Below are 20,447 nucleotides of genomic sequence, written 5' to 3' on the forward strand. Positions count from 1 at the left end.
GCGCGTGCTCCTCAGGGATCAGGTTCTGCCCGCCAAGCCAGTGATCAGTTCGACCGACTTCGCGGGGCTCAGGGCCTCCTTCAGTATATTGTTCAGCGCCACGCGGTAGCCGGCGAGGTCATCCTTCTCCTCCAAGAACAGGCACGTTCCGTGATTCTCCACGTAGGCGATGCTGGGCTCCTCCTCGAAGTCCAGGATCGCGAATGGGCCGCGTAGTCCCGCGTGCGCCCCTGCGGACAGCGGCACCACCCGGATCGTGATGTTGGGCCGCTCGGCCATATCGATCAAATGCCGGAGCTGGCGGCGCATCACCCCCTCCTCACCGATTGCCCGGTGCAAGGCGCTCTCGTCGATCACCGCCAGGAACTGTAAGTTCCGCCTTCGCAGCACCGACTGGCGCGCCATCCGGGATGCCACCAACTTGCTCAGCTCGGCGTCAGTGATGGCCTGGTTGATGCCCTGGACCACGGCCGCCGTGTACTCGTCGGTTTGCAACAGTCCCGGGATGAACGCCAGCTCGTAGTTCTGGATCCGGGTGGCCCGCGACTCGAAGTCGACGAGTTCCTTCCACACCTCGGGCAGGCCGGTGCCCTGGCTGAGCCACCAGCCCTGCTCGTCGGCCTTGCGCACGATGTCGAGGATCTCCTCGCGGCGCGCCTCGGACACCTTGTAGTAGCCCAGCAGGGCCGCCACGTCACTGATGCGCAGCCCCCGATGGCCCGTCTCGATGCGGCTCAGCTTGCTGGCGGACATGCCCAGCGCCCGGGCGACCTCGGCCGCCGTCTTCCCGGACTTCTCCCGCAACTGGCGGAGGATCGTGGAGACCTGTCTGGATCGCACACTCGTGCTCTCGATTTGTGGCATGCCCAATCCTTCGGCCGGCGATCTCGGTAACTCAATGCCACAAACGTGGGACTTGCTGTCACCTATGGCAACGTGCCATCGTGCTCCGCCCTAGGTCCACGGGGAGGCAACGGTGACGACCGACCACAGTTCACTCAGCCGCGAGTTGTGCCTGCACACGCTCGCCCAGCACGTCCGGGAGGACCGGCCACGACTGTTCGCGATCTACGGCCTACACCATGGCCGACCCCTCGACGTGGTGTGCGGCTGGGGCATGGAATGGGAGCCCGAGTACGGCGGCGCGATTTTCTACGACCCGGAGAACCGGACGATCTGGCGGGCCGACTCCGCGCAACGCCTGCTGGTGAGCCAACAACGTATCGCGGAGGCTCGCCTCGTCCGGTTCGACAACGGCACAATGGAAACGTGATCCGCACCGTTCGGTCGAACGAACTCACCGAGTCCGAGCTCCACGCCATCCGCCGGCTGCTGCTCGAGTGTTACGACGACGACTTCGCCGACGAGGACTGGGAACACGTTCTCGGCGGCTGGCACGTGCTGCGCTACGAGCGCGGCATCCCGGTGTCCCACGCCTCGGTGGTGCCCCGCGTCCTGCGCACCGGCGGCCGGAAGCTCCGCACCGGCTACGTCGAGGCCATGGCCACCCACCCCGAGCACCGCCGCCGCGGCTTCGCCGGCAACGTGCTGGTGGAGGTGAACAAGCACATCCGCCGCGAGTACGAGCTGGGTGCCCTGTCCGACGGCACCGAGATCGACGGCTTCTACCAGCGGCACGGCTGGCAGGTCTGGTTTGGCGAATCCTCTGTGGACACCCCGAGCGGCAGGGTGGCCACGCCGGAGGAGGACGGCGCCATCCTCGTGCTCACCACCCCGGCCAGCGCGAACCTCGACCTCACCGCCCCGATCACCTGCGACTGGCGTCGCGGCGACGTGTGGTGATCGAGCGCCGGTCCGGCCGACGGCGCCGCAACGATGTCCGTTCCGGCGCCGACACGACGGCCGCCATGCACGACCCCGCCGGCCGCCGGTGACCGCCCGTCACCCTCCCCGCCCGCGGAGCGCGGCGAGCTCCTCCGTGGCGTCCCGCCCGGCGGCGGCGGTGCGCCGCAGGAAACCGGCCAGCAGCTCCAGCTCGGCCTCCGTGTATCCGGCGCAGATCTCGTCCAGCGCGGCGCTCATCCCCGAGTAGAGCCGGAACAGCTCGGTGGTGCGGCCGGGAACGGCGCGCACGGCGATCGCCCGACGATCGGCCGCGCCGGGCGTGCGCTCGCGAACCACCCACCCATGGCGTTCGAGCCGGTCGAGGATGCCGGTGAGGGTCGCCGGATGCACCCCCGCCCGGCGAGCGAGGGCAGTCGGCCCGAGCGGCCCGTGCCGGGCGAGCAGTTCGAGGCAGTCCAGGTCCACGTCCTTCAGCCCCAGGTGACCGCCGACCTGGTGGTGGAGCAGCGACAGCTGGTTCCGCAGCTCCCGCAGGGACTGCTTCACGGCGACGGCCGAGCGCCGGCGCCGGCGGCCCGCACCGAGCCTTCCTGAGCTGAGACCCATATAATATGCTCATCATATTATCTGGCCTCCACGATAACCATAACGGTCCCAACGGCCCGTGGCGACCAGACCAGGGCCGTCCGGCACCGTGCCGCCCACCGGCCGAAGGGGCCGCCATGGCCACCGTCTCTACCGTCGTCACCGCGCTGGCCGTCGCCGCCAACGGCTTCTCCGGCGTCGTGGCGCTGTTCCACTTCGGCCCGATTCGTCCGGCGATGGCCAGGGCCGGCGTGCCCGAGTCGTGGCTGACCTTCCCGATCGGCACGCTCAAGACGGCGGGCGCCGCCGGCCTGCTGGCCGGGCTCCTCGGCGTCCTGCTGGTCGGCACGGCCGCGGCCGTCGGTCTCGTCCTGTTCTTCGTCCGCGCCGTCCACACCCACCTGCTGGCCGGCGACTACTCCGTCCAGTTCGGACTGGCGAACGCCTTCCTCCTGCTGAACGTCGCCACGCTCGTGCTGAACCTCTAGCTCGTGCCGTCCGACTCGAAGAAGGTCGGCACGTCCAGCGGTCCGCCGGCGGCGGCGAACTCCTCGTGCGTCGCGGCGCGCAGGTCGGCGTCGGCGAGGTAGTCCGCGGCGGTGAGCGCCAGGCCGAGCGCGCCGTCGGCCACCGCCCGGTCGCCGGCGGGCGACCCCGCTGCGGCGGCGAACTCGGCGGTGTGCAGGGCGACCGTGGGCTCGGAGACCGCGATCATCGGGTGGATGGCCGGCAGCCGGTAGGACAGGTTCCCGAGGTCCGTCGAGCCGGTGATGAAGTCCGGCACCACCCCGGGCGGCAGCGGCGCGCGGCCACACACCCGCTGGTTGACCGTCCACCGGGCGGCGAGCGTGGTGTTGAACCGGATCGGCAGGTAGGCCGGCTGCTCGTCCCACACCAACTCCACCCCGCAGCCGGCGGCCTGCGCGGCGCCGCGGGCGACGGCGGCCATCCGCTCGGCGAGGTCGCGCAGCGTCTCCGGGCGCATCGAGCGGACGTAGAACAAGAGCGCGGCGCGGTCGGGCACCATGTTGGCCCGCGAGCCGCCGTCGGTGAAGACGCCGTGCACCCGGTCGCCGGGCGGGAGGTGCTGGCGCAGCGCGGCCACGCCCTGGTAGGCGGCGACCGCGGCGTCGAGCGCGTTGCGTCCCATGAACGGCTGGGCGGCGGAGTGCGCGGTGACCCCGGTGAAGATCATCTCGAGCTGGCGGCGGCCGAGGAACGGGTGCAGCGCGATGTCGTGGCCGAACGGGTGGAGCATGAGCACGGCGTCGACGTCGTCGAACACACCGGCCCTGGCGAGGGTCTCCTTGCCGCCGCCGCCCTCCTCCGCCGGCGTGCCGACGAGCGAGATCCGGCCGCCGAGCCGGTCCAGCACGGGCGCGACGCCGAGGAACGCGCCAACCGCGGTGGCGCAGATGATGTTGTGCCCACAGCCGTGGCCGACGCCGGGCAGCGCGTCGTACTCGGCGAGGACCGCGACGTGCGGGCCGGACGTGCCGGCCGTGACCCGCAGCGCGGTGTCCAGCCCGCCGACGCCCACCCGCGCGGGGTGGCCGTGCGCGGCGAGCAGCGTCGCGACGGCACCGGCCGAGCGGTGCTCGGTGAAGCCGGTCTCCGGGTGGGCGTGCAGGTCGCGGCTGAGCGCGACCAGCTCGTCCCGGCGCGCGGCGACCTCGGCGGTGACCCGGTCGCGCAGGTCGTCGGGGGCGCCGCGGTGGTCCGAGGTGAGGGGTTGGGCGCGCCGCACGGCGTCGGCGGTCTCGGCGGTGAGCGCGCGGAGGTAGCTGTCGTCCGGGGGCACGGGGCTGGTGGCGGTCACCTGCCGCACCCTAACGGTGTGCCCGGGGTTCGGCGACGAGCTCCAGCGCGGGGTGGTCCACATCGGCGTGCCGCGGCAGCTGTTTCGCCGCGCCTGATCGGTGTTGCCCAGGTGGCAACGTTCCGGGCCACGCCGTCCGGCCGGACCAGGGCTTCCGTACTCGGCGGTGCCGCGGGCACATGCACCGGGGGCAACGCAACACCCACCAGGGCGCACGTGCCGGGCACCTCAGCGGGCTCGGTGCTGGTGCCCCGCGTGCCGAGTTGCGCATCGGGCAAGTCCATCGGCACGGTTCCGCCCGCTCACCTGCTCCGAACGCGAGTGGGCCAGCGAATGCACTTGCCCGACAGGCAAGCAACCACCCACCAGGATGTGAGCCGCGTCCGAGTGGCGGCCTTGCCCGCCCGGCAACGTCAGCGACCGCCTCTTCGCGCCCCAGCAGCGAGAACGACGAGACACGCCCGACAAGCGGTTGCCGCCCTGGCACGCAAGCACCCCGATCCGATACCCCTCCGACTCCGCCTGGTCGGTCTTGCCCACCAGGCAACGCGTAGCGACCACCTCCTGGTACTCGACGAGGGAGAACGGCCAGGCAGGGTCCGGCAAGCACTTGCCTCTCCGGCAGGCACGCGCTCGATCCGGTACTCCTCCGGCCACCCCTTGGTCGAGCTTGCCCACCCGGCAACGCCACCCGCTACCTTCTCGCCGCTCACCAGCCAGGACGAGGCTCACCCCCGAGAAGCACTTGCCCTCCCGGCACGCAAGCGCCGGATCGGGTGCTTCCGCGCCGCGCCTGGCCGGCGTTGCCCCGGCGGCAACACCGCGGCTCGCTCCTCCTCGCCCGACCAGCGCACCCGCACCGGCAGCGCCCGCAACGCACCTGCGGCCGGGGCAACGCAACACCCACACGGACGACAGAAAGTCGCGCTGGAACGGTCCCGCCTCCTGTCGCAGGAAACTCACCGCGCGGAAACCGATCGGTGAGGACAGCCGCACGCAGGACCGCAACCCCGACACCCGAAGCCGGGTACGGCAGCGCGTGTTCCGAACCCTGCGGGCCTTGTTGCCGAAGCTCCTCCCCGAGCACCCCTGACCTGCCACCGCACCCGCGCGGGCAACACCCGCCGGAACGATCAGGCGCGAAGCTCCGGTGGGATGAGACCGGCCTCGTGGGCGACGATGGCCGCCTGCACCCGGTTGCGGACGTCGAGTCGCTCGAGGACGGTGGAGACGTACACCTTCACGGTGCCCTCCACCACGTGCAGCCGCCTGGCGATCTCCGCGTTGGACAGACCGGCGCCGACCAGCCCGAGCACCTCGCGCTCCCGGCCGGTCAGCCCACCGACCCGCTCCACCGCGCGCGGCCGCGGCCCGGCACCGGCCAGCTGGTCCACCACCCGCCGGGCGACCGCCGGCGAGAGGTAGGCGGCACCGGCCGCCACCGCGCGCACCCCGGCGATGATGTCGTGCGGGTCCCCGGTCTTCAGCACGAACCCGCTCGCCCCTTCCCCGAGCGCGCGGGAGATGTAGGCGTCGTCGGCGAACGTCGTGAGGACCAGCACGGCCGTCGCGGTGGTCAGCCGACGGAGCTCCGCGGCCGCGTCCAGCCCGTCGAGCTCCGGCATGCGGATGTCGAGCACGGCCACGTCCGGCCGGTGGGCCAGCACCAGGTCCACCGCCTCCCGACCGGTGCCCGCCTCGCCGACGACCTCGACGTCGTCCGCCGCGGCCAGCACCGCGCGGACCCCCATGCGCACGACCGTCTCGTCGTCGGCGAGCACCACGCGGATCATGCCCGCATCATCGCCGGCGGTCACGGGTCGCGGACGAGCAGGGCCTTGTCCACCAGCCGCCCGTCCCGGAAACACAGCCGGTAGAGGTCGTCGCGGCGCCCGTCGAACGGGTTCGGGTGGGTGCTGTAGTACCGGCAGCTCGACCGGGGCGGCGCGGGCGGCACACCGCCCGGCGCGTCCACCCGAGTGTGCACGGGCAGCACGGCGGCCACCTCGGACTCGGGCTGGCCGAGACGCAGCCGCGCGTAGTCGGCGGGCGCGAGCACCGAGGTCGCCGCGTCGAAGACGCGGTACCCGAGTGCGCTGACGACGATGCCGGCGGACACCCCGAGGGTCAGCAGCACGGTTCGCCGCGCGCTGTGCCGCACCTGTCGCTCCACCCGCCGGCGCCGCTCGCGGGTCACCAGCGCGGGGGCGGCCGCGGTGACCGCTCTGGCCGGCAGGTGCGCGGTGACCTCGAAGCCGCCGTCCGCGCGGGGCTCGGCGGCGAACCGGCCACCGACGAGCGTCACGCGCTCGGCCAGCCCGACCAGCCCGTTCCCGCCGCCCACGACGTCCCGCGGGGGCTCCGCGGCGGGGCCGTTGCGGACCACGAGATCGAGACCGCCGGCCGAGCGGGCGAGCCGTACCGTGACCGCGGCGCCAGGGGCGTGCTTGACCGCGTTCGTGATCGCCTCGGTGACCACGCGATGCACGGTGCGGGCGATCACCGGATCCGCCGGAGCCTCATCGACGTCGCCGGCCAGCTCCGCCCGCAACCCGGACCGGCGGGCCCGCTCGACGACCTCCGCCACCGTCTCGACCGGCTCGTCCAGCTCGGCGCGCAGCAACCGGACCACGTCGGCCAGCCGTTCGGCCGCCGCGGTGACGCCGGACCTGGCCGCCCTGGCCGCGTCGCGGTGCTCCGCCGGCAACGTGGGAGCGACCTCCAGCGCGCCGACCCGCAACGCCGCCCGCGCCAGCTCGTGCCCCACCAGATCGTGCATCTCGGCGGCGAGTCGGGTGCGTTCCCGCATCCGGGCCTGCTCGGCCTCCCGCTCCAACCACTCGGCGCGGTCCCACCCGGCCCGGACCAGCTCCGCGAACCGGCGCCGGTACCGCCCGACCGACCAGGGCACGACGGCGAACAGCGCGGTGCCGGCGAGGGTGGCCAGCACGGTGTCCGCCCCGCCGGTCGCGACGAGCGCTCCGACCACCGCGCCGGCCATGGCGACGACCAGGACCACGACACCCCGCTGCGGCGCGGCGGCGTGCCGGCCGGCCAGGAAACCCAGCGCGACGAGCCCCTGGGCCAGGGTCAGCAGCCCCAGTGCGCTGTCCGACTCCGCACGGGAGAGGAAGCCGACCTGCCACGCCGCGGTGATCAGCACCAGCGCCCCCGCCGGTCGACGCCGGACCACCAGCACCGCCACCGCGAGCACCACCAGGTACCCCGCCGCCTCCCAGGGCGCCAGCCGGCCGGGCCGCGTGGTGAGCGCGGCCAGGACGACCGGCAGCGCGGTACCGGCCCACAGGGCCATCGCGCGGGCGGTCGGCATCGGTCGTTCACTTCCGGCTCGGGGCGGTACGACGGTCGGCCCGTCGTGCTCCCAAGGACCGTGCCCCAGGAGCGCGCCGCCGGCGGTGGTTCCCCGCAGCCGGGAGACGGCCGGGGCCAGTATGCGGGCCGCCACCGGCAGGCTCGCCGCGACCACCGCGCCGAGCAGGAGGCCCGCCAGCACGTCGTGCGGGTAGTGCACGCCGGCGACGACCCTGGACGCGGCGGCGAGCACCGCCACGCCGGCGGCGAACCCGCCGAGGGCCCGGCTCGACCAGAGCACCGCGACGGCCGCGGCGCCGGCGATCGTCGCGTGGTTGCTGGGGAACGACCAGTCACCGAGCTCCGGGCAGGCCACGGCCGTGGCGACGTCGCCGAGCACGCGGCACGGCCGGTCCTGCTCCCACAGCCCCTTGACCGTCTCGCTCACCGCGTAGGCGAGCACCGTCACCACCGGTGCCAGCACGGCGCGGGCCATCACCGCGACCCCACCCGACCGGGCGCGCCACCACAGCACGACGAACAGCACCGCGAACACGCCGAGCACCGCCTCGGTCGCGAACGCCACGAACGCCCGCAGCGGCTCCGGGCTCGCCGCACCGAGCCCCGCGAGGTCGAGGTACCACTCGGCACTGAGGTCGGGAACGTCCGGGACATCCGGAGACCACGCGTATTCCTGCATGGACGCGACGCTACGGCGGGCACCGGGCGGCGGACCTCGGCCGAAAGGCACGCGTTCGCCCTGCCGTTCGGCAGGGATCGCGGCCCGCCGAACGGCAACCTCCGGACACCGGAGATCAGTCCTCGAGGCGGCGACGCGCTCGCTTCACCTCGGACCGGTGCTTCTTCGCGGCCAGGCGACGCTCCTTGGCGCCGCGACTGGGCTTGGTCGGCCGGCGTTTCGGGGGCGGCGGCGCCATCGCGGTGCGCAGCACGGCGGCCAGGCGCTCCCTGGCGGCCTCCCGGTTGGCCAGCTGCGCGCGGTGCTCGCTCGCCACCACGGTGAGCACCCCGTCGACCAGCCGGCCGGACAGCCGACGCAGTACCCGCTCCCGGAGCTCCTCCGGCAGCGACGGCGAGCCCGCGACGTCGAACGACAGCTCCACCCGCGAGTCGGTGGTGTTCACCCCCTGCCCACCGGGCCCGGAGGAACGGGAGAACCGCTCCCGCAACTCCCCGGCGGGAATCACCACCCGCGAGCTCACCCGAACGCCGTCCATCAACCCCCATTGTCCCCGCCGATCGCGGCAGCAACGGAACCTGGTGGTGTGCGTCATGTGTGGATGGCTGGTGGCCATCCCGCTCACCCGGCACCCGTCGTCGAGCTGGTGTCCGGCGCCTGGGCGCGACGGGCCGACCTTCGCCTGGTCGACGCGCTCCACGTCGAGCTCGCGGCCCGGCCGCGCGTACCTCTGGTCACCACCGATCATCGGCTGGCGTGGGCGTTCTCGATCGCCGAGGCGAGCGGTCCGGCCGAGCGCCGGTGACGCAGACTGGGGCATGCCCAGCGACGCCTTCGCCACGTTCGAAGCGGAACGGCCACGACTGTTCGGCCTGGCCTACCGGCTGCTCGGTTCGGCCCACGAGGCGGAGGACGTCGTGCAGGACGCCTTCCTCCGGTGGAACGGCGCGGACCACGTGGTCGACCGGCCGTCCGCCTGGCTGGCCAAGGTGGTCACCAACCTCGCGCTCAACCGGCTGACCTCGGCGCGCGCCCGCCGCGAGCGCTACGTCGGCCCGTGGTTGCCGGAGCCGGTGCTGACCACCGGCGACGCACTCGGCCCGGTGGAGACCGCCGAGCAGCGGGAGTCCGTGTCGCTGGCGTTCCTGACGCTGCTGGAACGGCTCACCCCGGCCGAGCGGGCGGTGTTCGTGCTGCGCGAGGCGTTCGGCCACCCGCACCGCGACATCGCCGAGATCCTGGAGCTGTCCGAGGCCCACTGCCGGCAGCTGCACCGGCGGGCCCGCCAGCGGCTCCGGGCGGACGGGCCACGGTTCGACGTCGACCGCGCGGACGCGACCCGGCTGGTCGAGCGGTTCCTGGCGGCGGCCCGCGACGGCGACGTCCCCGCGCTGGAGCGGATGCTGGCAGCCGACGCGACGTCGTGGGCCGACGGCGGCGGCCGGGTGGGCACCGCGCGCCGCCCGATCCTCGGCCGCGAGCGGGTCGCCCGGTACCTCGCCGGTGCGGTGACCCGGTTCGGGGCCGGCATCGCGCTCGAGATCACCGAGGTCAACGGCTGCCCCGCGGCGGTCGGCTGGGCCGGCGGGACGGTGGTCGGGGTGCTGGTCCCGGAGCTGGCCGAAGGGCGCGTCGCCGCGCTGCGGATCGTCGCCAACCCGGAGAAGTTGCGGTTCCTGTCCCGGCAGCTGTCACGTTCCGCGGGCCCGTCCGGTTCGTAGGGGCGTGACCGAAAGGAGGCGCCCGTGATCGTGGTGACGGGTGGGACCGGGCTGCTCGGCCGGCGGGTAATCGAGCGGCTGGTGACCGAAGGACAGGACGTGCGGGTGCTGAGCCGGCGCCCGCGGCCGGCCGGCGAGGGCGGCCGGTACGCATGGGCGACCGCCGACCTGGGCACCGCGGACGGGGTTGTCCACTGCGCCACGGCGGTCAGCCGGCGCGGCGAGCCCCGGCTGGCCGAGCGGCTGGTCGAGGCGGCCAGGCGGGCCGGGACGGCGCACCTGGTGTACGTCTCCATCGTCGGCGTCGACCGCGTCCCGCTGCCCTACTACCAGGGCAAGCTCGCGGCGGAACGGGTCATCGCGGGGTCCGGCCTCCCGTACACGATCCTGCGCGCCACGCAGTTCCACGACCTGCTCCGAACCCTGTTCGCCAAGGCGGCCCCGCTGCCGGTCCTGCCGGTGCCCGACCTGTGCTTCCAGCCGGTCGACGTCGGCGAGGTGGCCGACCGGCTGGCCGAGCTCGCCACCGGCGAACCGGCCGGCCGAGCCCCGGACGTGGCCGGGCCGCGGGTCCGTGCGGCCCGGGACCTCGCCGCGGTGTTCCTCCGGGCCACCGGCCGCCGGCGCCCGCTGCTCCCGGTCCGGCTGCCCGGACGGGTCTTCCGCGCCTACCGCGCCGGTGGGCATCTCGCGCCGGACCGCGCGGTCGGCACGATCACCTTCGAGGATCACCTCGCCGCGCACCCGGCGCCGCTCGGCTCCTACCGGGGGCAGCGATGACGGCGCGAGGCTGGCTGCGGCCGGGGCTGGCCTTCCTCGCCGTGGCCTACGGGCTGGCCGGACTCACCCAGCTCCTGCTGCCAAAGGCGTTCTTCGACTACTTCCCCTGGGTCGACCTGCTGCCGCCGTACAACGAGCACCTCCTGCGCGACGTCGGTGCGCTGACCGTCGGCAACGCGCTCGTGCTCGCGGTCGCGGCCGTCGCCATGGAGCGCCGCCTCGTGTACACCGCGCTGGCCGCCAACCTGGCCTTCGCGGTGCCGCATTTCGTGTTCCACACCACCCACCTGGAGGGCTTCACCCCGGCGGAGGTCATCTCCCAGACGGGCTTTCTGGTCCTGCTCGTCGTGATTCCGGCCGCGCTGCTCGTCCTGGCGTGGCGGCGGCCGCCCGGCTAGAAGCGCGGGTGGTGGCCGTCGAGCACGGCCCGCGGGCCGTCGGGGTCGTCGGCCGGGCGCACGTCGCCCAGCACCCACGCCGGGATGTGCCGCGCGGTGAGCACCGCCAGCGCCCGGTCGACGTCCTCCGGCGCCACCACGGCCACCATGCCCACGCCCATGTTGAACGTCTTCTCCATCTCGACGGCCGCCACCCTGCCGATCTGCGCGATCAGCGCGAAGACCGGCGCCGGGGTCCACGTGCCGCGCTCCAGCGTCGCCACCAGACCACGGGGCATCACCCGCGCCAGGTTCGCCACGAGACCACCGCCGGTGACGTGCGCGAACGTGCGCACCTCCGCCTCGGCGGCGAGCGCGAGGCAGTCCCTGGCGTAGATCCGGGTCGGTTCGAGCAGCTCCTCGCCGAGCGTTCGGCCCAACTCCTCGACGTGCCCGTCCAGCGGCATCCGCGCGATGTCCAACAGCACGTGCCGGGCCAGCGAGTACCCGTTGGAGTGCAACCCCGACGACCCCATCGCGATCACCACGTCGCTCGGCCGCACTCGCTCGGGGCCGAGCAGCGCCGCCGCCTCGACCACGCCGACCCCGGTGGCCGACAGGTCGTAGTCGTGCTCGCCCATCATCCCGGGGTGCTCCGCGGTCTCCCCGCCGAGCAGCGCGCACCCCGCCTGGACGCATCCCTCGGCGATGCCGGCAACCAGCGCCTCGATCTTGCTCGGCAGCACCTTGCCGACCGCGATGTAGTCCTGCAGGAACAGCGGCTCGGCCCCGGTGACCACGAGGTCGTCGACGACCATCGCCACCAGGTCGACGCCCACCGTGTCGTGCTTGTCCAGCGCCTGCGCCACGGCGATCTTCGTGCCGACGCCGTCGGTGGAGGACGCCAGCACCGGCTCCTTCCACCGGTCCAGCTTCAGCTGGAACAGCCCGGCGAACCCGCCGACGCCACCCAGCACCTCGGGCCGGGACGCCCGCTCCGCGTGCGGCCGGAGCAGCTCGACGGCCTGGTCACCGGCCTCGATGTCCACACCGGCGGCGGCGTAGGTGGCGCTGGCGGACTCGCTCACGAAGCGGACTCCATCCTCGACTCTGTCATCTGCCAGGGAGCTCTGGTCGGGCTAGGGACGCCGCACGGCGTCCTCGGCACCGTACCCGGCCGGCGGGACCGACATCCGGGAGACCGGAGCCGTCACCGCGTTCCCGGCGCCCTCCAACCCTTCCAGCAGGTGCTTGCCGATCAGCGCGTCGTCGGGCAGCGGGATCGGGTACTCGCCGTCGAAGCACGCCGCGCACAGCCGGGACCGGGGCTGCTCGGACGCGGCGACCAGGCCGTCCAGCGAGACGTAGCCCAACGAGTCGGCGCCGATCGAGCGGCGCACCCCCTCCAGGTCGAGGCCGTTGGCGATCAGCTCGGCGCGGGAGGCGAAGTCGATGCCGTAGAAGCACGGCCAGCGCACCGGCGGCGAGGCGATCCGCACGTGCACCTCCAACGCTCCGGACTCGCGCAGCATCCGCACCAGCGCGCGCTGGGTGTTGCCGCGCACGATGGAGTCGTCCACCACCACCAGCCGCTTGCCGCGGATCACGTCGCGCAACGGATTGAGCTTGAGCCGGATGCCGAGCTGCCGGATGGTCTGCGACGGCTGGATGAAGGTGCGCCCGACGTAGGCGTTCTTCACCAGCCCCGAGCCGTAGGGGATGCCGGAGGCCTGCGCGTAGCCGATCGCCGCCGGGGTACCGGACTCGGGCACCGGGATCACCAGGTCGGCCTCCACCGGGTGCTCCTCGGCGAGCCGGCGGCCGATCTCCACCCGCGTGGCGTGGACGCTGCGGCCGGCGATGGTGGTGTCGGGCCGGGCGAGGTAGACGTACTCGAACACGCAGCCCTTCGGCTCCGGTCCGGCGAACCGCGAGGAGCGCAGCCCCTCGGCGTCGATGGCCAGCAGCTCGCCGGGCTCGACCTCGCGGACGAACGACGCGCCGACGATGTCCAGCGCGGCCGTCTCGCTGGCCACCACCCAGCCGCGCTCGAGCCGGCCGAGCACCAGCGGCCGCACACCGTGCGGGTCGCGGGCGGCGTAGAGGGTGGTCTCGTCGGCGAAGACCAGGCAGAACGCGCCGCGGAGGGTGGGCAGCAGCTCGGTGGCGGCGGCCTCGATGCCCTTGTCGGCGGCGGCCGCGGCGAGCAGCCCGCAGACGAGGTCGGAGTCGGTGGTGGCGCCCCGCCTGTCGATCACCCCGAGCTCCCTGGCCCGCTCGTGCAGCTCGGCGGTGTTCACCAGGTTGCCGTTGTGCCCGAGGGCGAGGCCGGAGCCGGCGGCGGTGGTACGGAACGTGGGTTGGGCGTTCTCCCAGCTGCCGCCTCCGGTCGTGGAGTAGCGGCAGTGCCCGACCGCGATGTGCCCCTGCAGCGAGGAGAGCACCTGCTCGTCGAACACCTGGCTGACCAGCCCCAGGTCCTTGAACACCACGATCTGGCTGCCGTCGGACACCGAGATGCCGGCGGCCTCCTGGCCACGGTGTTGCAACGCGTACAACCCGTAGTAGGACAGTTTCGCGACCTCCTCGCCCGGCGCCCACACGCCGAACACGCCGCACTCCTCGCGCGGCTCGGGATCGGTGTGGGCGGGGTCGTCGGGCTGGTGAGGCGCGGCGGGTCCGGTGGGCTGGTCGGGATGCACCGCAAAGCTCCCTGGCAAGACGGGGGTGGCCTACCTCTGAAGTGTAGACGCCGAAGGACGCCGGACCGCCCCCGCGCGCCACATCGAGACGGTGCTCACCGCGAAGCGCTCACCACCGCTCACCACCGCTCACCACGCAGCCCTCGAAGCGTTCATGCCCGCGCGAGTGCGGCCCGCGCGCGGTGAATCGGGCGCCGAAGGGGGCGCCGCGAGCGTGGAACTCGCGGTCTCGAGCGTAGATTTCGATGTCCCGAACGGAGATCTCGCGGTGGGTGGAGACGGCCGTGGGCCCCGGCGAGGTGCCGGGGCCCACGGTCCTGAAGATTCAGTTGGTCACGCGGTGACTACGAGAAATTTCGACCGCCCGGCGTCGTCCGGGACCCAGCAACCGCTGGAGTGTCCCCTGCTGACCGCGTACTCGTCGTCCCCGAGGGACAGCAGCTCGCCGACCACCCGCCGGAGATCGCCGCTCGACCGCCAGAGCACCGTCTTCGGTTCCAGCACGTCGGCCTCGTCGCCGGGCATCCGCATGGCGATCACGTCGTCCTCGGCCTCGAGCCGAACCATGTCGATCACCGAGCCGTGGGCCCGGATCCCGACCACCGCGACCACCTCGCCCCGCGCGTCGCGCGGGTGCACGAACCGGTAGCCGCGGTCGATCAGCCGGCGCAGCGCGGTCTCGGTGTCGACGGCGCGTTGCTCAGGAGAGGACGTCATCGAACTCGCCGTCCTTCGCACCCGCGAGGAAGGCCGCCATCTCCTCCCGCGTGTAGATCAGGGCGGGACCGGTGGGGAAGCGCGAGTTGCGCACCGCCACCCGGCCGTCGCCGAGCGGGGCCACCTCGACACAGTTGCCGACGGCACCGCTGTGCCGGCTCTTGCGCCAGGCCGCGTCGGTCAACAGTTCGGCCGACACTCCGTTGTGAACCTGCTCCATGATCGATCCCCACCTTCCCGACTTCACCACTGGGGGATGCATCTGCACGTGCATCTGGTCGTGCACAGAACGTAGCACGTGCCGGTGCGCGTGTGAATGCACGTGCAGCAAACTTTCGCCGAATCTTCGCCTGAGTGGGTGACTTGGCAGCGCAACGCCTTGACTTAAGCTGACGGGCTTCGCACTTCCCCGACCTTCTGGCCGGGTCGCTCCCGGGCCCGTGTGCGTGTGTCGGGATCCCGGCCGAATCGCTCCTGATCTGCTGGTTCGCCCTGGAGCACCTCGTGGTGCGGGCCGCGTGCCGGCACTCCCCGGAGCGCCGGGACCGCGCCGGCCGCCGTGGCCCATCTCCCGAACCGGCCCCGGGAGTGCCACAAGCGGCAATCCCACCGCTGCCACTATTGGCAAGGCAGAGCCAGCCGGCAGCCCGGGGGCGCACCATTGGCAAGGCAGAGCCAGCCGGCAGCCCCGGGGCGGTACCCGGCCCGTGATCAGCAGTCCATGCGCGGCCCGGTTGCGCTATCCGGCCCGCGACCAGCACCCATGCGCAGCCCGGCCCAACCGGCAGTCCCTGCGCAGCCCCGGCTCAGCCGGCAGCCGGTACGGACCCGCAACCCGTGGTCGGTAGGCACCCTCGACCCGTAGTCGGTACGCACCCGCGACCCGTGACCAGTAGCCCATGCGGACCCCGACCCATGGTCCGCGCAGTCCGTGCGCATTCCCGACCCGTGGCCGACATGCCGTACGCGACCCGCCGGAGCCGGCAGGCTGCCGGAACTCGCCAGGCGGTGGCCCAGCACCAGGCCGGCACGTGGAACTGGGATTTCGGCGGGTGCGAGGCGTCTCCCCGAGTTGTCCACAGACCTGGGCCGATGTGGACAACCGCCTGCGGGAAAGCGCTTTCCACCTGGTTCCGTCAGAGCGCACCTCTAGGCTGGAAGTCAGGGGATCGAACCCCAGGCGGGTGGTGGCCCCCTGGAGGGTGGGCCTTTGGTGAGGCGGCCGTTCGACGCGGCAGTGGTTCGCGGTCGCGGGTTCGCGGCAGCAGTTCGACGCGGCGGGATTCGGCGAAGCGTCTTTCACCGCGGCGGAGTTTCCCCACGCCGGACGCTCGACCAGCGGGCGTTCGGTGCGGCAGGCGTTCGGTGCGGCGCACGTTCCCCGCGACGGGGCCCGACGCGGCGGACCTTCGATGTGCCGGGCGCTCGGTGCGGCGGGGCTCGATGCGGCGGGCACTCGATGCGGCGGACGTTCCCTGCGCCGAGCGCTCGACGCGGCGGACGCTCAATGCGGCGGGCGTTCCCTGCACCGGGCGTTCGGTGCAGGGAACGCCCGATGGAACCGTGGTTCGACACGGCGGCCGTTCAGCGCGGCAAGCCGTTGGCCGGAGCGGTGTTCAAGGCGGCGGGCCGTTCGGCGCGGCGAGCCGTTGGCCGGAGCGCTTCAGCACCGCGGCCGTTCGGCGCGGCGGGTGTTCAAGGCGGCGGCCGTTCAGCGCGGCAGCCGTCGGCCGAAGCGGTGGCCGAAGCGGTGGCCGAAGCGGTGGCAGCCTCAACCGGGTGGCACCCACAATCGGGCCGCCGCTCGGCGTGGCCGCCGTTCGGGCACAGCGCCACCGAAGGCGCCTCCCACCCTGCCGTCGGAGGCGGGCGTCAGACCTCCGCGCGCACCTTCGTCAGCCACTGCCGGGTGCGGTCCGGCGTCTCGGCGTCGACCGCGAGGCGGTCCAGCGCTCGGCTGTAGACCTCGATGTCCTCGGGCTTCTCCACGTACACCGCCCCGGTCAGGTGCTCGACGTAGGCGATGTTCGGCAGCTCCGGCGCGGCGAACCGGAGCAGGGTGAAGGCACCCTCCGCCGCGTAGCCACTCTGCTCGTACGGCACGTACTGCAGCGTGATGTGCGGCAGCGACGTCAGCTCGAGCAGCTTGTCGATCTGCTCCCGGTGCACCCGGCACCCACCGATCGGCCGGCGGATCACCGACTCGTCGACGACCACCCAGAGCCGCGGCGCGTTGGGCCTCGCCAGCACCTTCTGCCGGCGCATCCGCATCGCCACCCTGCGCTCGACGTCGTCGTTCGACTTGTCCGGCATCCCGTGGCTGGCGACCGCCCTGGCGTAGTCCTCGGTCTGCAGCAGGCCCGGCACGAACTGCAGCTCGTAGGTCTGGATCCGGTCCGCGGCCTCCTCCAGCCCGAGGTAGGCGTCGAACCACTTCGGCGTCAGGTCGCTGTAGCGCTGCCACCAGCCGGCCTGGTTGGACTCCTTGACCATGTCCAGGTACACGGCGCGCTCTTTCGGATCGGAGACGCCGTACATGGTCAGCAGGTCGGAGACGTCGCGCTCCTTGAACCCGACCCGGCCGAGCTCCATCCGGCTGATCTTCGACTCCGACGCGCGGATCTGGTAGCCGGCGTCGGCGCGCGAGATGGCGGCCTGCTCACGGAGCCTGCGTAACTGGGACCCGAGGACGATCCGACGCGCGGTGGGACCGCCACCAAGATCGGCGCCGCCCGTGGTCATCGTGTGCTTCCTCTTCCTCGCCGCGTACCGTCGCTGCAAACGTTGCGCAGAAGCACTATACTCCAAACTTCAACAATACGATCCGTCCCGATTACCCTCGGTGCCGTCGCCGCTGATCCTCTCGCGACCACCGTTTACCGGTCGAGTCCGACCCCTTACCCTAAGTCGGGTTCGCAGCTGTCCGCCACGTCATACTGTGAGGCTCACCATGCCCGGCACTCCGACCCGGTCCGACCCCAAGCCACCCGTCGGCGTCGACCCCACCAGGGCCAGCATCGCGCGCGTCTACGACGCCTTCCTCAACGGCAAGGACAACTACGAGATCGACCGCGAGGTGCTACGGGGCGTCCAGAAGGCCGCACCCGAGGCACAGGACCTCGCCACCGAGAACCGCGGCTTCCTGATCCGGGCCTCCCGGTTCCTCGCCGAGCAGACCGGGATCACGCAGTACCTCGACTGCGGCTCGGGCCTGCCCACCGCGGAGAACACCCACCAGGTCGTGCAACGGATCCAGCCGGAGTCCACCGTCGTCTACGTGGACAACGACCCCGTCGTGATCGCGCACGGCAGGGCGCTGCTGGTGGAGAACGAGCTCACGCACTTCTCCGACGCCGACATCTTCAACCCGCCGAGCGTGCTCAAGGACCCGGTGGTGCGCAGGCACCTCGACTTCTCCGAGCCCATCGCCCTGCTGCAACTGGGCACGCTGCACCACTACACCGGCGAGCGGAACCCGGCCGACATCATGCAGGAGTACGTCGACGCGCTGCCGTCGGGCTCCTACATCGCGATCAGCCACTTCCTCGATCCGGAGAACGAGCACAGCACGGTCGCCCGCAAGATGGAGCACATGTTCCTGCACAGCCCCATGGGCAGCGGCAAGTTCCGCACCAAGGCGGAACTCGAGGAGCTGTTCTGCGGGCTGGAGATGGTCGAGCCGGGGCTGGTCCTCTGCGCGGACTGGTGGCCGGACGGCCCGCGGCTCAAGCCGCTCAACCAGGTGCAGTACTGCATCGCGGGCGGTGTCGCGCGCAAGCCCTGACCGCATCGGCCGACCCCACGGGCGGCGTCACGGTCGCAGGACCGGCAGCCAGCGGGAGAGGTCGGCGCGGGTACCCGACGCGCTGACCCTTCCCGCGGCGACCGCCGCCGGCCAGTCGACGAGCCCGGTGGCCAGCTCGAGCCAGGTGCGCGGATCCGTCTCCACGACGTTGGGCGGTGTCCCCCGGGTGTGCCGGGGCCCCTCGACGCACTGCACGGCGGCGAACGGCGGCACCCGCACCTCGACGCTGCGACCGGGCGCGTCGGCCGCCAGCGTGCGCAGGCTCAACCGCACCGCGGCGGCCAGCTCGGCGCGGGGTGGCTGAGGCTCCTCGCCCCGCAGCCATCCCGCCACCCGAGCGACGGCGGCACGTAACTCACCGGGGTCGACCGAGCGCGATGCGATCATGGCCAAACACTAGGATGTCGCCGGCAACACTGGCGACGCGACCAACGTGGGGACCAACATGGCGCAGCGGGACGAGGCGGACCGGCTGATACCCAAGCCCGGGTCCGCGCGGAAACCGAAGATCACCCGCGAGATGCGGGCGAACGCCAGGGCCAACCCGAACAGCTGGCTCTACGTCATCGACGAGGCCTTCGATCCCAACGGTCGCGTGCCGTCGTGGGCGGTGGTCGGCGCCTACCCGGTCAACGCCGACGGCGACATCGTCGAGGACTTCCATCCCAACGACCGCTACCGACCCTCCCCCAAGGCGTTGGGCTTCCCGGAGCCGAACAACGACCTCGAGCGGCTGCTGCAGCTGGTCCGCACGAAGCACCGGCCGCCGGAGGACCTGCCCCGGGTCATCCTCGACGCCACGCTGTTCGTCTACGCCATGTCGCCGGTGCAGCGCACGGTCATCGGCTTCCACGACACCGAGGGCCGGGTGCTCGTGCCGGCCTACACCTCGAAGTCGCTGGTGCCCAAGGACTGGCCGCACGCCCGAGCCGTGCTCGGCCGGGACCTGGTCGAGCTGCTCGCCGGGCACCCGGTGGCGGTCAACCCACACGACATCGTGACGGCGGTGGTCCCGGCGGAGCACCTGGTCCGCGCGCTCGCCGAGGAGCGCTGACCTCGCCCATCCCCCACTCGGCCGGGTGACACCCGCTCGCGAACCCCGTCCTGGCCAGGCATCGTGTGACGCCTGAGGAGGATGTGGTACGGGAGTGGGGAGTCAGTTGATGACCGCCGTGAAGAGGCTGTTGCGTAGCACCCGAACCGCCGTCGCCGTGGCCGCCTCGACCACGCTGCTCGGCGCCGCCGCCGGCCTCGGCGCCGGCACGGCCGCGGCGGAGCCCGACCCGCGCTACGCCGGCGCCGAGCAGCGCCATGCCGGCTCGCAGATCGCCCGGCACGAGGGTGTGCACGGCCCGCCGCGGTACGCCATGCCCGGGCAGACGCTCGGCCACGACGTCAGCGGGTGGCAGGGCGACGTCGACTGGCCGGCGGCCGTGGGAGCGGGCGCGAAGTTCGTCTACATCAAGGCGACCGAGGGCACCGGGTTCGTCAGCAAGCGGTTCGCCCAGCAGTACGACGGTTCGTTCGCCGAGGGGATGATCCGCGGCGCCTACCACTTCGGTCGCCCCGACATCTCCGGTGGCGCCGAGCAGGCGCGCTACTTCGTCGACCACGGCGGCGGGTGGTCGGCCGACGGTCGCACGCTGCCCGGCGCGCTGGACATGGAGTACAACCCGTACGGCGAGGCCTGCTACGGCAAGGACCCGGGGGCCATGGTCGGCTGGATCCGGGACTTCTCCGACACCTACCACGCCCGCACCGGCCGGCATCCGACGATCTACACCAGCACGAGCTGGTGGCGGAAGTGCACCGGCGACAGCGCGGAGTTCGGCGCGACCAATCCGCTGTGGCTGGCCAGGTACGCCCCGGAGATCGGGCCGCTGCCGGCCGGCTGGCCGACGCACACCATCTGGCAGTTCGCCGACCGTGGCGCGCTGCCCGGCGACCAGAACTACTTCAACGGCGCCCATGAGCGGCTGGCCGCGCTGGCGCAGGGGTGAACCTCGACCCCCCTTTTTTCGATCTTGTTGTCAAGGGGACACACCGGTGAATCACCCACTCCTAAAGGATCTTTCACGCCAACTAGTGACAAAAGCCACTTTTGTCCCTCACAATCGGAGCTC

At 72.5% G+C, this 20,447-nt stretch carries 22 protein-coding genes; 10 read left to right on the top strand and 12 right to left on the bottom strand.

Annotation, left to right across the window (positions count from 1 at the left end):
* Positions 1–18: 18 nt before the first annotated feature.
* Positions 19–864: a helix-turn-helix domain-containing protein gene (locus BM051_RS10885; protein WP_092529958.1), complete on the bottom strand. Its 846-nt coding sequence runs from the start codon at positions 862–864 to the stop codon at positions 19–21.
* A gap of 112 nt (positions 865–976) precedes the next feature.
* Between BM051_RS10885 and BM051_RS29805 the strand changes: the two genes are divergently transcribed.
* Together BM051_RS29805 and BM051_RS10890 are read left to right on the top strand one after the other, a co-directional pair.
* Positions 977–1,273 (top strand): hypothetical protein, encoded by a 297-nt coding sequence (locus BM051_RS29805; RefSeq protein ID WP_243859461.1) that lies wholly within the window; start codon positions 977–979, stop codon positions 1,271–1,273.
* Positions 1,270–1,803 (top strand): GNAT family N-acetyltransferase, encoded by a 534-nt coding sequence (locus tag BM051_RS10890; RefSeq protein ID WP_243859460.1) that lies wholly within the window; start codon positions 1,270–1,272, stop codon positions 1,801–1,803. Before BM051_RS29805 ends, BM051_RS10890 begins: the two co-directional genes overlap by 4 nt.
* A 99-nt stretch (positions 1,804–1,902) precedes the next feature.
* On the opposite strand, the gene BM051_RS10895 is transcribed toward BM051_RS10890, so the two are convergent.
* Positions 1,903–2,412, bottom strand: a complete 510-nt coding sequence (locus BM051_RS10895) for a MarR family transcriptional regulator (RefSeq protein WP_092529960.1) — start codon at positions 2,410–2,412, stop codon at positions 1,903–1,905.
* A 116-nt stretch (positions 2,413–2,528) separates the two neighbouring features.
* Here BM051_RS10895 and BM051_RS10900 point away from each other — a divergent pair, with 116 nt between their 5' ends.
* The gene (locus BM051_RS10900) at positions 2,529–2,879 is read left to right on the top strand and encodes a DoxX family protein (RefSeq protein ID WP_092529961.1); all 351 of its coding nucleotides are present in this window, start codon (positions 2,529–2,531) and stop codon (positions 2,877–2,879) included.
* Here the strand turns inward: BM051_RS10900 and BM051_RS10905 are convergent.
* The 4 genes from BM051_RS10905 to arfB all read right to left on the bottom strand — a co-directional run bounded on the left by BM051_RS10905 (position 2,876) and on the right by arfB (position 8,760).
* Positions 2,876–4,210 (bottom strand): M20 family metallopeptidase, encoded by a 1,335-nt coding sequence (locus tag BM051_RS10905; protein ID WP_092529962.1) that lies wholly within the window; start codon positions 4,208–4,210, stop codon positions 2,876–2,878. The two genes, BM051_RS10900 and BM051_RS10905, sit on opposite strands and share 4 nt — an antisense overlap.
* Before the next feature lie 1,133 nt (positions 4,211–5,343).
* Positions 5,344–6,003, bottom strand: a complete 660-nt coding sequence (locus BM051_RS10910; RefSeq protein ID WP_092530368.1) for a response regulator — start codon at positions 6,001–6,003, stop codon at positions 5,344–5,346.
* Between the two features lie 20 nt (positions 6,004–6,023).
* Entirely contained in the window at positions 6,024–8,222 is a 2,199-nt protein-coding gene (locus BM051_RS10915; protein WP_092529963.1) for a phosphatase PAP2 family protein, read from the bottom strand.
* Positions 8,223–8,337: 115 nt separating this feature from the next.
* Positions 8,338–8,760: an alternative ribosome rescue aminoacyl-tRNA hydrolase ArfB gene (gene arfB, locus BM051_RS10920; RefSeq protein ID WP_092529964.1), complete on the bottom strand. Its 423-nt coding sequence runs from the start codon at positions 8,758–8,760 to the stop codon at positions 8,338–8,340.
* Positions 8,761–8,808: 48 nt separating this feature from the next.
* Here arfB and BM051_RS10925 point away from each other — a divergent pair, with 48 nt between their 5' ends.
* The 4 genes from BM051_RS10925 to BM051_RS10940 are packed head-to-tail and all read left to right on the top strand — an operon-like array spanning position 8,809 to position 11,121.
* Entirely contained in the window at positions 8,809–9,027 is a 219-nt protein-coding gene (locus tag BM051_RS10925; protein ID WP_134046092.1) for a hypothetical protein, read from the top strand.
* Between the two features lie 13 nt (positions 9,028–9,040).
* The gene (locus tag BM051_RS10930; RefSeq protein ID WP_092529966.1) at positions 9,041–9,943 is read left to right on the top strand and encodes an RNA polymerase sigma-70 factor; all 903 of its coding nucleotides are present in this window, start codon (positions 9,041–9,043) and stop codon (positions 9,941–9,943) included.
* Between the two features lie 24 nt (positions 9,944–9,967).
* The gene (locus BM051_RS10935; protein WP_092529967.1) at positions 9,968–10,723 is read left to right on the top strand and encodes an SDR family oxidoreductase; all 756 of its coding nucleotides are present in this window, start codon (positions 9,968–9,970) and stop codon (positions 10,721–10,723) included.
* Positions 10,720–11,121, top strand: a complete 402-nt coding sequence (locus tag BM051_RS10940) for a hypothetical protein (protein WP_092529968.1) — start codon at positions 10,720–10,722, stop codon at positions 11,119–11,121. The genes BM051_RS10935 and BM051_RS10940 overlap by 4 nt, the downstream gene beginning before the upstream one ends.
* On the opposite strand, the gene purM is transcribed toward BM051_RS10940, so the two are convergent.
* From purM to BM051_RS10965, 5 genes are all read right to left on the bottom strand, one after another.
* Positions 11,118–12,188, bottom strand: a complete 1,071-nt coding sequence (gene purM / locus BM051_RS10945; protein WP_092529969.1) for a phosphoribosylformylglycinamidine cyclo-ligase — start codon at positions 12,186–12,188, stop codon at positions 11,118–11,120. The two genes, BM051_RS10940 and purM, sit on opposite strands and share 4 nt — an antisense overlap.
* 51 nt (positions 12,189–12,239) lie before the next feature.
* Positions 12,240–13,712, bottom strand: a complete 1,473-nt coding sequence (purF, locus tag BM051_RS10950) for an amidophosphoribosyltransferase (RefSeq protein ID WP_092530369.1) — start codon at positions 13,710–13,712, stop codon at positions 12,240–12,242.
* A gap of 423 nt (positions 13,713–14,135) precedes the next feature.
* Positions 14,136–14,519 carry a hypothetical protein gene (locus BM051_RS10955; RefSeq protein ID WP_092529970.1) on the bottom strand — a complete coding sequence of 128 codons (384 nt, stop codon included), beginning with the start codon at positions 14,517–14,519 and terminating at the stop codon, positions 14,136–14,138.
* Positions 14,503–14,739: a DUF397 domain-containing protein gene (locus BM051_RS10960; RefSeq protein ID WP_092529971.1), complete on the bottom strand. Its 237-nt coding sequence runs from the start codon at positions 14,737–14,739 to the stop codon at positions 14,503–14,505. Before BM051_RS10960 ends, BM051_RS10955 begins: the two co-directional genes overlap by 17 nt.
* 1,652 nt (positions 14,740–16,391) lie before the next feature.
* Positions 16,392–17,261 (bottom strand): helix-turn-helix domain-containing protein, encoded by an 870-nt coding sequence (locus tag BM051_RS10965; RefSeq protein ID WP_092529972.1) that lies wholly within the window; start codon positions 17,259–17,261, stop codon positions 16,392–16,394.
* Between the two features lie 208 nt (positions 17,262–17,469).
* Between BM051_RS10965 and BM051_RS10970 the strand changes: the two genes are divergently transcribed.
* Positions 17,470–18,303 carry an SAM-dependent methyltransferase gene (locus BM051_RS10970; RefSeq protein WP_092530370.1) on the top strand — a complete coding sequence of 278 codons (834 nt, stop codon included), beginning with the start codon at positions 17,470–17,472 and terminating at the stop codon, positions 18,301–18,303.
* A 27-nt stretch (positions 18,304–18,330) separates the two neighbouring features.
* On the opposite strand, the gene BM051_RS10975 is transcribed toward BM051_RS10970, so the two are convergent.
* Positions 18,331–18,711 carry a sterol carrier family protein gene (locus tag BM051_RS10975; RefSeq protein WP_092529973.1) on the bottom strand — a complete coding sequence of 127 codons (381 nt, stop codon included), beginning with the start codon at positions 18,709–18,711 and terminating at the stop codon, positions 18,331–18,333.
* Positions 18,712–18,769: 58 nt separating this feature from the next.
* Here BM051_RS10975 and BM051_RS10980 point away from each other — a divergent pair, with 58 nt between their 5' ends.
* Complete coding sequence (locus BM051_RS10980; RefSeq protein ID WP_092529974.1) at positions 18,770–19,378, top strand: type VII secretion system-associated protein; 609 nt, start codon at positions 18,770–18,772, stop codon at positions 19,376–19,378.
* A 109-nt stretch (positions 19,379–19,487) separates the two neighbouring features.
* Entirely contained in the window at positions 19,488–20,324 is an 837-nt protein-coding gene (locus BM051_RS10985; protein ID WP_092529975.1) for a lysozyme, read from the top strand.
* Positions 20,325–20,447: the final 123 nt, after the last annotated feature.

The sequence above is a fragment of the Amycolatopsis arida genome (assembly GCF_900115565.1).
Lineage (GTDB): Bacteria > Actinomycetota > Actinomycetes > Mycobacteriales > Pseudonocardiaceae > Yuhushiella > Yuhushiella arida.